Source organism: Cupriavidus sp. GW822-FHT02D05 (assembly GCF_058802485.1).
The window spans coordinates 1-11,527 of sequence record NZ_JBXAOE010000056.1; the positions used below are offsets into that span (position 1 = coordinate 1).

Below are 11,527 nucleotides of genomic sequence, written 5' to 3' on the forward strand. Positions count from 1 at the left end.
GCAGGTGGTCTTGCCGGCGCCGTTGGGGCCGATCAAGGCATGGATGGAGCCGCGCCGCACCTTGAGGTTGACGTCGCACACGGCGGTGAAGCCGCGGAACGACTTGGTCAGGCTGTGCGTTTCTAGTATGGAATCTTCGTGGTGCATCGCTTTGTCGCTTTTGGCATGCATCGGGAATACGGGTCTGGCAGGCGGATCCGGCCAGCGGATCCGGCCAGCAGCCCTAGCCGTGGACGGGCAACGTTTCGACCGCGTACGCGTGGTGCAGCGAGCGGGCGAGAACCGGATCCTCCAGTTCTATCTCGAAGCGATCCGCCATCCGGATGCCGCCAATGGCCGCCAGCGTGCCGCACAGCATGGCGGTACCGTCGTCAAAACTGCCGCCGTGCTCCGCAAACCTGTCGAGCAGGTCCTGGGGCGAACGCATTGCCGTCACCGGCCCCTGCTGATACAGCACGCGCTCGCCGTCGATGGTCGCGTAGGCGCGCAGGATAAGCTGGTCCCAGTGCTTGACGATGTCGGCCAGGCGCCATAGCACTTGCGCGCAGGGCTTGTCGCACATCTGCTTGGACACCGTGATGCCATAGGTCTCCACCTCCCGGTCGGTGTGGTCCGAGGCAATGCCAACATAGATCTCGCCCTGGTCCTTGAGCAGCAGGAACTCCACTTCGCCGCTGCTGGCATTTCCGCTGACCTGGATCGCTGGCTGCGATTGCAGCCGCTGCGCCGCAACCCGGTAGAAGACCGGGGTCGCCGCTGGCCGCTTGACGCCCAGTGCTTCGAGCTCGCGGATGTGTTTTTCCATTGCGTCGGCATCCCTACCCGTCCAGCCCGCGATGACGAGCTGCTTGACGGTCACAACGCGCTGCCACCTGCCGGTGCGTGTCTCGATATCGAATGTCAGCATGATGATGTCTCCGTGGTTGCGAATCGTTATTTCTTGAGCAAGGCGCACTTGCTGGCAGCGATGGGCCGGAACGCCTCGCTGGCTGGAATGACCTGCTTGATCTTGTAGTAGTCCCAAGGTTTCCGGGATTCCTGCGGGCTCTTGACCTCGACGAGGTACATGTCATGCACCATCAATCCGTCGGCACGGATCTTTCCATTGGTCGTAAAGAAATCGTTGATGGGACTGGCCTTCATCTTCGCCACTACCGCATCGGTCTCGTCTGTCCCCGCGGCCTGGACCGCCTTCAGGTAGTGCATCGTTGACGAGTACACGCCGGCTTGCACGAGCGTGGGCATCTTCCGGGTCTTCTCGAAGAAGCGCTGCGACCACGCGCGGGCCGCGTCATCGCGGTCCCAATAGAACGAGGTGGTGAGCATCATCCCTTGCGCCGCTTGCAGGCCGAGGCTATGGATGTCGCTGATGAACATGTGCAGGCCCGCCAGCTTCTGCTTTCCTGCGCCGCCAATGCCGAAGTCCCGGGCGGTTTTCAGCGCGTTGACGGTATCGCTGCCGGCATTGGCCAGGCCGATCACCTTGGCGCCCGACGCCTGGGCTTGCAGCAGGTAGGACGACAGGTCGGGGGAATTGATGGGATGCTTCGCCTTGCCGACGATCTTCCCGCCTACCGAGGCCAGGGCGTCCGTTGCGTCTTTCTCCAGGGATGCGCCCAGCGCGTAGTCGACCGTCAGGAAGTACCAGCTGTTGTCGCCCCCTTTTGCCAGCGCCTTTACCGTGTTGGCCGCAAAGGCATAGGTGTCGTAGGAATACTGGATGGTGTAAGGCGAGCAATCCTCGTTGGTCAGCCTTGTCGTGCCGGCGCCGCTGGCAATCACCAGCTTGTGCTTGTCCCTGCCCAGGTTGGACACCGCGAGCGCTACCGAGGACGGCAAGACGTCCTGGATGACGTCGACCTTCTGGTTGTCGAACCAGTCGCGCGCGATGGTGCCGGCCACGTCGGTCTTGTTCTGGTGGTCGGTGCTAACCACCTTGATATCGGATCCCAGCACCTTCCCGCCGAAATCGTCCACCGCCATCTGCGCCGCCACCAGCGACCCTTTCCCGCCGATATCGGAAAAAATCGACGACATATCCGTCAGGACGCCGATCTTCACCACGCCGTCGCTGATCTTGCCCGGCTGTGCCGCGGCAATCGCCGAAAACCCCAACATCGTGCCAGCCAGGAACACTGGCTTGAATCGAAAGCGAAACATGTTCTCTCCTCTCCATTGCTGGACTGCTAGAAGCCGCGACAAGGTTTTGTCGGCGGATAGTGCGGCTACAAGGCGGCCATAGAGCGCCTAGATCTCGTGGCTGCGTAGGATTTCCTCGATGCCCATGCCGATGCCGAGCAGTTGCCGGTCCGCCATGGGCGGCCCGAACAGCATCAACCCGACCGGCGCATCGCCCGCCTCATGGCACGGCATGCTCACGGCGCACAGGTCGAGCACATTGGCGATGGCGGGGTTGCGCAGCAACAGCCGGTTGACACTGAAGAACGCAGCGTCATCGGCCAGATCGGCAATGCGTGGCGCCACGATTGGCACGGTCGGCAGCACCACGGCGTCGAACCCCTGCATTTCGCCTTGCGCCTCCCGGCACAACGCCAGCCGCCGGGCGCGCGTGCGCAGGTAGTCCGCGGCGCTCTGCTGCTCGCCCATGCGGATACGCGACAGCACACGCGGGTCATAGCGATCGCCCAGCGCGGCAACCCGTTCGGCATGCCACGCGCTTGCCTCCGCCGCCACCAGGCCACCGTTGATGCTCAGTTCCGGCAACGGGTCCCAGCTATGGAAGGCCACGTCGCGCAGCACGGCGCCCGCTGCGGCCAGCCGCCCGAGCGCACGCTCATAGGCGCTGGCCACCTCGGCGCAAAGCCCGTCGAGCACTACGTTCCTTGCCACGGCCAGCCGAAGGCCACGCACCGGACGCGCTGCCACCGGCTCATCTGGCTCGCCCGCCATGACCCGGTCGAGCGCGGCGCAGCAGGCAACCGTGCGCGCCAGGCCGCCGATCGAGTCATAGCTGGGCGACAGCGGCACCGTTCCCTGCAGCGGCACCCGGCGCGCCGTGGGCTTGAACCCCGCAATGCCGCAAAGCGCTGCGGGAATCCGGCACGAGCCGCCCGTATCCGAGCCGATCGCGGCCACGGCCATGCCGTCCGTCACTGACACCGCGGCCCCGGACGAGGAACCACCGGGAATGCGGCCAACCCCACGCTCGAACGGATTGCGAGGCGTGCCGTAGTGCGGATTGATGCCAACCCCGGAATACGCGAACTCCGTCATGTTGGTGCGCCCGACAAAGACCGCGCCAGCCGCGCGCAACCGTGCAATGGCGAGCGCATCCGCCGTGGCAACCTGTTCAGGCAACACGCGCGCACCGGCCCGCGTGACGTCGCCCTGCACGTCGAACAGGTCCTTGACCGAGATCGGCAAGCCCGACAGCGGCCCGGCCACGCCCTGCCCGCGCAACATGTCGCTTGCCCTGGCCTGCTTCGACGCGGCCATGCTCACGCCGTGCGGGAAGACGCGCGCGCCCTCCCCGCCGGGATTGCAGGCGCGCTCGACACAGCCCGCCAGCAAGGACGCCGCGTCGGCGGTGCCCGCAGAGAGCTGGCGCATCACGGAATCCACGGTCGCCAGCATGATCAGGCCGGGTCGAAGTAGTGGATTTCCAGCAACATGCAACCCGCGTTCGACTTGAAGGGCCCGTGGAAGGCGCCCGGCGGACGGCATGCATAAGTGTGCGGATCGAACGCCTGCCCGCCCTCGCCCTGTTCGTCGTTGCCGACGGTCAGGTCGCCGCTGAGCAGATACACCTCCTCCCAGTAGCGATGCACGAACGGCGCGGTAGTGAATACACCGGGCTGGAAGCGCAGCAGACGGGTGCGGCTGCCGCGGCCGCCGCTTTCATCGAGCGAGCCGGACAGGATCTTTTGCTGGATGCCCGCGGGATAGCCCGCAGGCACCTCCCATCCGCTCGCCAGGTCGATGGTGTGGAACTCATCGTGAAGCTTGTTGATCGCCATGGTTATCTCCGTGTGTGGCAATGAATGTCAGAGCACCACTACCCGCTCAGGCGGCGCGTGCCAACTGGCCCAGCTCCGCGCTGAGCGAATAGCTGTCCAGGATGTTGTCGACCAGGCCGGTGGCCTTCTTCCAGTCGTAGGTCCGATAGGTGTGGCCCTTGGTCACGAAGCCCGCGCCCGCATAGAACATCTCGTATTGGTTGTGGCGCGATGCAAACTCGGACCCCACTGCATCCCATGCCAGCTTGAAGAACTTGACGCGCTCCTCCGGACTGCAGGCCGAAGATTTCTGCGTCTTCTCGATGATCCTGGCCAGTTCCGGGTTCTCGAAATCGTGAAGGCTCGACGGCAGCATGATCATCCCGCCGCCCGCCAGCTCGCGCAGGGTATTGAGCACCTTGGCGTAGAGCTGCTGGGTGATCACCTGCGAGCCGTACAGGAGGTTGCGGTCCGGCATGAAGTAGCCCCGCTCCATGCGCCCCTTGGATTCCATGCCATAGACGAAGGCCTCCACCATCCCCGCCTCGGCGGCGAGCTGGCCCAGCATCTCCCTCACCTGCGGGAAGCCGTTGGTGCCGTTGATCTCGGTGATCTTCTGCGCGATGCCCACCAGGAAGCGCAGCTTCACCATCAGCCTTACCTGGCACTGGTAGTTCTGGTAGCTATGGGCCGGCGTGGCATGAAACTGCTTGGCGCACATGCCGACATCGCCCGCGATGAAGACGCGCTCCCATGGCACCTTGACGTCGTCGAAGTAGAGCACCGCATCGTTCTCGTCGTAGCGGCTCGACAGCGGGTTGTCGAACACCGAAGTCGCGTTGGCTTCGTACGACTTGCGCGACATGACTTTCAGGCCCTTGATGTTCATGGGCACCGCGAACGACAGCGCGTACATCTCGTCGCCCTCGCGCAAGGGCTGGATGCAGCTGCAGAACACCTCGTTGGCCATGATGCCGCTGGTGGCCAGCATCTTTGCGCCGCGCACCGTGATGCCTTCGGCATCCTGGTCGACGATGCCTACGGCCAGGTATTTGTCCTCCTGCTCGTGCGCCGCCTTCGACTGGTTGGCTTGCGGGTTGACGATGACGTACGTCAGGAAGAGATCGTTGTCCCGGGCGTACTTGTAGTACTCGCGCAGGGCGCCGGCCCGCGCCCGGTCATGCTGCTCGAAGACGTCGATCCCCATATACATGCCGGAGATGCAGGACGCCACGTGATCCGGCGAGCGGCCCATGAAGCCATAGTGCAGTTCGGTCCAGGCCTCAAGCGCCATCCGGCGCTGGACCAGGTCGTCATAGCTCTGCGGCAGTTGCCAGATCCGGCTCACGCGGTCGCCGGTGTCCGGCGACTCGAATGTCATCTTCTCGATGTTCTCCGGGCGTGCCTGAAAGTCGTAGAGGTTTGCGTAACTCCGGATCGAGTTCCGGAAGGCGGCGTGCGTGGTGACATCCGTCACGCGCTTGCCGTCGAGGTAGACCTCTCTGCCGTCACGCAGCATCTCGATATGCTGGCTACCAGTCTTGACCATGTCTTCTCTCCTAAATACGTAGCGGTTGTTGATTCACACGGGGGCTGCAGGCGACTTTTCGAGCGCGCGATACCTGCCTCCGAAAAAGACCAGTGGCCTGCCGTCGGGCCGGGCCTGGTGGCGAATGACGCGTCCGATGAAGATGACGTGGTCGCCACCGTCATGTTGCGCATATGGCTCACACTCGAACGTGGCGAGCGCATCCGGCAGTAGCACCGGGGCTTCGCCACCCTGCGCCGCCAAGCCGATGCCATCCCATTTGCCAGAGTTCGCCTTGGCAAAACGGTTGGAAATGTCTTGCTGGCCTTCCTCGAGCACGTTGACGGCGTACCGGGAGGTGGAACAAAGATCCTCCAGGCTCAGGCAACTCCGATCCACCGAGAACAAGATCAGGGGCGGATCGAGCGAGACCGAGTTGAACGACGCCACCGTGATGCCAACCGGTACCCCTTCTTTCCGGGGCGCGGTGATCACGGCTACTCCGGTGGCGAACATGGCGAGCGTGCTTCTGAAGCGGCGCTGCTCATCGGCACCAGCCTCGGAATCCACTTCGCGCTTTGCATAGGTTTCGGCCATCATCCCTCCTGTACAGAATCCGAGCCGCGGATCATTCCAACACGATCCATCGCTCATTTTTCTTTGTTTTTTACCTTTGTAACTTAGGTAGTATTGAATGCTATTGGAGTTTGCAATTCAAGCTGGTGAAAACCCTTGGATGGTGCCTGCGGTGTTGGCGCTCTCAGTGCGCCGAAGCCTGGATGCCCTGCCGTGCCCGCACGCGGGCGCAAGCGCGCTCAACATCCATTTATCTTTGTAACTTACGTATTAATAAATGCTACTATTGAACGGTATTCGAACCAACACAAACCCTGTGACGGACCCTGCTCCCCGCAGGGAAACAGGTGCATCGACACGATTCAGGAGAACAAAGCAATGCAAGGCGAACCCACTGCGGCCCCCATCTACATGGACTACAGCGCCACCACGCCTGTCGACCCTCGCGTTGTCGACAAGATGGTGCCGTTCCTGTACCAGCACTTTGGCAATCCCGCTTCACGCAGCCATCGCTACGGATGGCATGCCGAACAGGCCGTGGAGACGGCGCGCGAGCAGGTTGCGGCACTGCTGAATGCGGATCCCCGCGAGATCGTCTGGACGTCAGGCGCGACGGAAGGGAACAACCTGGCGCTCAAGGGCGCGGCCCATTTCTACAGCGGCAAGGGGAAACACATCGTTACGGTCAAGACCGAGCACAAGGCGGTGCTCGACACTTGCCGTGAGCTGGAGCGCCAGGGCTTTGAGGTCACGTACCTCGACGTCGGGGAGGATGGCTTGCTAGGCCTTGACGCCCTGCGCGCGGCGCTGCGTCCCGACACCATCCTGGTATCCGTGATGATGGTCAACAACGAGATTGGCGTCATCCAGCCGGTTGCCGAGATTGGCGAGCTATGCCGGGCCAAGGGCATCCTCTTTCATTGCGACGCCGTGCAGGCCGCCGGCAAGATCCCCATCGATCTCGAGGCGCTCAAGATCGACCTGCTGACCGTGACCGCGCATAAGGTGTACGGGCCCAAGGGCATCGGCGCGCTCTACGTCCGGCGTAAGCCGCGCGTGCGCATCGAGGCGCAGATGCACGGCGGCGGGCATGAACGGGGCATGCGATCCGGTACGCTGGCAACGCACCAGATTGTCGGCATGGGTGAGGCTTTCCGCATCGCCAGGCTGGAACTAGCCGAGGAATCGCGCCGGGTTGCAGGCCTGCGGGACAGGCTGCTGGCCGGGCTCAGGCAACTCGACGAGGTCTATGTCAACGGCAGCATGGCCAGTCGCATTCCCCATAACCTCAATGTCAGCTTTAACTTCGTTGAGGGGGAGTCCCTGATCATGGGCATCAAGGGCGTGGCTGTTTCCTCCGGCTCGGCCTGTACATCCGCGTCGCTTGAGCCGTCTTTCGTGCTCCGCGCACTAGGGCGCAGCGACGAGCTGGCGCACAGCTCGATTCGCTTTACGCTCGGGCGGTACACGACCCTGGCGGAAGTGGAGCAAGTGATTCAGATGTTGCTGGCCACCGTCACAAAGCTGCGCCACCTCAGCCCGCTGTGGGACATGCATCGCGAAGGCATCGACATCGGCGCTATCAAGTGGGCGGCCCACTGACCAAGCTAGCCGCGGCGCGCCTTGGGGTGAACGGTCACGCTTTTTGCTGCCGCGCCAGAAGATGCGCCAGATCGAGCGCGGCGCGATCCCCGTTGACAACAAGGCGATCCACTACCGAGCACAGCACCTTGAACTCCGTGCGGGTGACGCCCTCGAAGAGGACGTCGTTGATGCGCTGCTGCACGGGAGTCAGCTCATTCAGGAGCCGGGAGCCAGCCACAGCTACCGTGAGCAGCATCTTGCGCTTGTCTTCGGGGTGGGCTTTCTTGTCGATCAGCCCGAGCTTCTTGAGCTTGCCGGTTTCGACGGTAACGAATGGCCCGCTCAAATGAAGATGCTCCGCCAATTGGTTCACCGTCACTTCGCCCTGTTGCGAGAGATGTGCAATGGACCGTATCAAGGAGTACTGGACGCCCGTCAGGCCGATCAGGCTGCCGAACCCGTCGCGCACGGAAAGCAGGCGGGCGGCAAACGGCAGCAGGCCGCTTACCAGGTGCCGGAACTCACTATCCGAGCCGTCGACCAGGCAAGCCGGATTGGTGATCGTCAGCGCCTTGCCCTTCGTGTTAGTTGCCATGCCTTATAGACTCCCTTATCCCGTTGCTCTGTCAGTTGCTTTGCTAGTTGGTTTGCTAGTTGCTCTGCTAGCCAAGGTATTAGCTAGCTAATTTAGCTTTTTGCAAAATACTACACACACATGGCATTGCGCTAGCTTTCGCGCAGCTCCCGCCTCATCCGTCCCCCTACCCCCTACGCCCTAACCCCAAGACACATCCCGAAACGCCTCCACCAGGAAATCCACCAGCCGGCGCACCTTGAGCGGCAACTGCTTGCGCGTCGGATACACGGCGTAGACGCCGATCTCGATCGCGCGGAACTCGGGCATCAGTTCCACCAGGTCACCGCGCCGCAAGTCGTCCTGGAGCATGAAGCTCGGCTGCAGCATGATGCCGCCATGCGCCAGCGCAATCGCGCGGCACGTGTCGCCATTGTTGGAGTACACCCGGGCGCGGGTGTTCACGCTGACCTTGCCGTGCGGGCCATCGAACTGCCATTCGTCGCGCCCGGACCAGTTGGTGTAGGCCAGCACGCGGTGCTCGGCCAGTTCATGCGGATGGGTTGGCGCGCCGTGCTGCGCGAGATAGCCAGGCGACGCGCATAGCACCATGCGGGTTGCGACCAGTTTGCGGCTGATCAGTGCGGAGCTTGGCATATCGCCAATGCGCACGGCAAGGTCGTAGCCTTCGTCGACCAGGTCCACCACGCGGTCATTGAGCGTGATATCGAGATCAACCTGCGGATACGCTGCCATGAAAGCGCTCCAGAGCGGCGCGAGGTGCAAGATGCCAAACGTGAGCGGCACGTTGATACGGATCAGCCCGCTGGGCTCCTGCGTGCGGGACGTGATCTCGGACTCGGCATCGTCCAGCGCCGCCAGCACTTCGCGCGCGCGCTGGTAGAAAATGCGCCCCTCCTCGGTCAGCGACAGCCGGCGCGTGGTGCGCTGCAGCAAGCGCACGCCCAGGCGCTGTTCCAGTGCATCCACATGGCGCGAGACCGCGGCCTTGGACATGCGCAGGCCCTCGACCGCGCCGACAAAGCTGCCGGCGTCGACCACGGCGGTGAATACGGTCATTTCCAGGGCACGGTCCACGGGGTTGCCTCGGCTCCGGCTTATTGTCTCGATAATCGGGACTATATATCACACTTAAGGCAGTTTATCGCCACCACATGAATCAATAGACTAGCAAGGTTCCCTATGTCGTTGCACGCCGCGGGTTTTGCCGTGGCGACCGGAGATTCCGAGATGTCTACCGCACTTCCCGTTCTGTTTGTCTCCCATGGCGCGCCCACCTTCGCCATCGAGCCGGGCCTGGCCGGCCCGCAGCTCACCGCGCTGGGCCGCGCGCTGCCGGTGCCCAAGGCGGTGCTGGTGGTCTCGCCCCACTGGGAAACGCGCGGCGGCGTGCGCGTGACGGCAAGCGCGCAGCCCGAGACCATCCACGATTTCGGCGGCTTCCCGCGTGCCTTGTACGAGATCCGCTACCCGGCGGCCGGGCATCCGGCATTGGCCGAGCGCGCGGTGGCGCTGCTGGCGCAGGCCGGGTTCAACGCCGGGCTGGATCCGCAGCGCGGCCTGGATCACGGCGCCTGGGTGCCGATCCGCCACCTGTATCCCGATGCGCAGGTGCCGGTGTTCCAGGTGTCGCTGCCACAGCCGCTGGACCCGGCCGGCGCGCTGGCGCTGGGCCGTGCGCTGGCGCCGCTGCGCGAGCAGGGCGTGCTGATCGTCGCCTCCGGCAGCATGACGCACAACCTCCATGAATTCCGCGGCCATGGCGGCGGTGATGCCCCGTACGTGGCAGCATTCACGCAGTGGGTGCGCGAGGCGGTGCGCAGCGCCATGCGCACCGGCGACTCGCAGCCGCTGATCGATTACCGCCGGCTGGCCCCGCACGCACAGCGCGCGCACCCGACCGACGAGCACTTCCTGCCGCTGCTGGTGGCCATCGGCGCGGCCGAAGCGGGCGAGCCGCTGGCGGTGATCGACGGCGGCATCACCTACGGGATCTTGTCGATGGAATCGTATGTGCTTGGCCAGTTCCGGCCGCTAGCCGCGCAGCCCATTGCGGCCTGATCCCCTGATCCCTTGTCTGATCCCTTGCTCACAGCCACGCGAAACGATATGAACACCACCCGCAATGAAATCGGCCCGTTGGCCGAAGATCCCGCGACCGGCCTGCGTTATCGCTTGCGAAGGGCGCAAGCGGATACGGCCGCAGCCCCTGCCGCGCGGCTCCTGCTGCTGCACGGCGTAGGCAGCAACGAGGCCAGCCTCGCGCCAGTGGCCACCCGTATCGACCCGCGCGTGGAAGTGGTGCTGGTGCAAGGCCCGCTCACCTTCGGGCCCGGCCAGCATGGCTTTTTCGAGGTCAGCTTCGCCGGTGGCGCGCCCACCATCAACGCAGCCCAGGCGGAGCGCAGCCGCCAGCAACTGATTGCCTTCGTCCGTGCCCTCCATGCGCAGGATGGCGCCCTGCCCGCGCGCACGGTGATCGCCGGCTTCAGCCAGGGCGGCATCCTCAGCGCCAGCGTTGGCCTGAGCGCGCCGGCCGACGTGGCCGGCTTTGCCGTGCTGAGCGGGCGCATCCTGCCGGAGATCGAGCCGCACCTCGCCCCGCGCGAGGCCCTTGCCGGGCTATCGGCCTTTATCGCGCATGGCGAACTCGACAACAAGCTGCCCGTCGCGTGGGCCGAGCGCGCGGACCAGTGGCTGGACGCGCTGGGCGTGCCGCATCGGTCGCGGCGCTACCCCATTGGCCATGAGCTGACCGCCGACGTGGTAGCCGATTTCCAGCAATGGCTCGCCAGCGTGCTTTTTCCTGTCTAATCCTTACCTGCACAAAAACCAAAGACCCCGCCCCCTGATCGCATGTACAAGAAAGGCACCGCAGTAGAGATCCAGTTTTCCCCGAAGCGCCTGAACGACGGCGCAGGCGATCCGTACTGGATCGACCTGACCACGGAAGAGGCGCAGGCGCTGCTTGCCCTGTTGCAGGCGCGCCTGGCGCCCAGCGGCGAAGCCACGGCGGCGCCGCTTGTCTTCAGCCTGGACGAGCCAGAACAAGAGAAGCCCGCCGCGCAGCCGGAAGCCCCCGTCGCGGCAAAGGCCGCATCCGCTGCCACCGACGCGTTCAAGCAATGGGTGTGCATCATCTGCGGCTGGGTCTATGACGAAGCCGCGGGCCTTCCAGAAGACGGCATCGCACCCGGCACCCGCTGGGAAGACATCCCCGACGACTGGCGCTGCCCGCTGTGCGACGTGGGCAAGGAAGACTTTGCGATGGTGGAATTCTGATCGGGC

Annotated in this window: 13 protein-coding genes; 4 read left to right on the top strand and 9 right to left on the bottom strand. The window is 64.1% G+C overall.

The window, feature by feature from the left end; translation table 11 throughout:
- The 7 genes from AC1RQK_RS39245 to AC1RQK_RS39275 form a co-directional block, all read right to left on the bottom strand.
- A partial coding sequence (locus AC1RQK_RS39245; RefSeq protein WP_492376717.1) for an ATP-binding cassette domain-containing protein occupies window positions 1–147 on the bottom strand: 147 nt, incomplete at its 3' end.
- 76 nt (window positions 148–223) lie between these two features.
- Window positions 224–907 carry a DUF2848 domain-containing protein gene (locus tag AC1RQK_RS39250; RefSeq protein ID WP_416048341.1) on the bottom strand — a complete coding sequence of 228 codons (684 nt, stop codon included), beginning with the start codon at window positions 905–907 and terminating at the stop codon, window positions 224–226.
- Between the two features lie 26 nt (window positions 908–933).
- A complete protein-coding gene (locus AC1RQK_RS39255) occupies window positions 934–2,160 on the bottom strand; it encodes an ABC transporter substrate-binding protein (RefSeq protein WP_492814943.1) in 1,227 nt (408 codons plus the stop codon).
- An 87-nt stretch (window positions 2,161–2,247) separates the two neighbouring features.
- Window positions 2,248–3,594, bottom strand: a complete 1,347-nt coding sequence (locus AC1RQK_RS39260) for an amidase (RefSeq protein WP_492814945.1) — start codon at window positions 3,592–3,594, stop codon at window positions 2,248–2,250.
- A 2-nt stretch (window positions 3,595–3,596) separates the two neighbouring features.
- A complete protein-coding gene (locus AC1RQK_RS39265; protein WP_416048339.1) occupies window positions 3,597–3,977 on the bottom strand; it encodes a cupin domain-containing protein in 381 nt (126 codons plus the stop codon).
- A 46-nt stretch (window positions 3,978–4,023) separates the two neighbouring features.
- Window positions 4,024–5,505 carry a 4-hydroxyphenylacetate 3-hydroxylase family protein gene (locus tag AC1RQK_RS39270; protein ID WP_492814947.1) on the bottom strand — a complete coding sequence of 494 codons (1,482 nt, stop codon included), beginning with the start codon at window positions 5,503–5,505 and terminating at the stop codon, window positions 4,024–4,026.
- 33 nt (window positions 5,506–5,538) lie between these two features.
- Window positions 5,539–6,084 carry a flavin reductase family protein gene (locus AC1RQK_RS39275; RefSeq protein ID WP_492814949.1) on the bottom strand — a complete coding sequence of 182 codons (546 nt, stop codon included), beginning with the start codon at window positions 6,082–6,084 and terminating at the stop codon, window positions 5,539–5,541.
- Between the two features lie 354 nt (window positions 6,085–6,438).
- On the opposite strand from AC1RQK_RS39275, the gene AC1RQK_RS39280 reads away from it, so the two are divergent.
- Window positions 6,439–7,662 carry an IscS subfamily cysteine desulfurase gene (locus AC1RQK_RS39280; RefSeq protein WP_492814951.1) on the top strand — a complete coding sequence of 408 codons (1,224 nt, stop codon included), beginning with the start codon at window positions 6,439–6,441 and terminating at the stop codon, window positions 7,660–7,662.
- A gap of 34 nt (window positions 7,663–7,696) precedes the next feature.
- On the opposite strand, the gene AC1RQK_RS39285 is transcribed toward AC1RQK_RS39280, so the two are convergent.
- Together AC1RQK_RS39285 and AC1RQK_RS39290 are read right to left on the bottom strand one after the other, a co-directional pair.
- Window positions 7,697–8,239, bottom strand: a complete 543-nt coding sequence (locus tag AC1RQK_RS39285; RefSeq protein WP_174428383.1) for a MarR family winged helix-turn-helix transcriptional regulator — start codon at window positions 8,237–8,239, stop codon at window positions 7,697–7,699.
- A gap of 180 nt (window positions 8,240–8,419) precedes the next feature.
- A complete protein-coding gene (locus AC1RQK_RS39290) occupies window positions 8,420–9,316 on the bottom strand; it encodes a LysR family transcriptional regulator (protein WP_492814953.1) in 897 nt (298 codons plus the stop codon).
- A 153-nt stretch (window positions 9,317–9,469) separates the two neighbouring features.
- Between AC1RQK_RS39290 and AC1RQK_RS39295 the strand changes: the two genes are divergently transcribed.
- From AC1RQK_RS39295 to AC1RQK_RS39305, 3 genes are read left to right on the top strand one after another with little or no spacing between them, the layout of a single operon-like run.
- Complete coding sequence (locus AC1RQK_RS39295; protein WP_492814955.1) at window positions 9,470–10,300, top strand: dioxygenase family protein; 831 nt, start codon at window positions 9,470–9,472, stop codon at window positions 10,298–10,300.
- A 48-nt stretch (window positions 10,301–10,348) separates the two neighbouring features.
- A complete protein-coding gene (locus AC1RQK_RS39300; protein ID WP_492814957.1) occupies window positions 10,349–11,053 on the top strand; it encodes an alpha/beta hydrolase in 705 nt (234 codons plus the stop codon).
- A 42-nt stretch (window positions 11,054–11,095) separates the two neighbouring features.
- On the top strand, window positions 11,096–11,521 hold the full coding sequence (locus AC1RQK_RS39305) for a rubredoxin (RefSeq protein ID WP_492370604.1): 426 nt from the start codon (window positions 11,096–11,098) through the stop codon (window positions 11,519–11,521).
- Window positions 11,522–11,527: the final 6 nt, after the last annotated feature.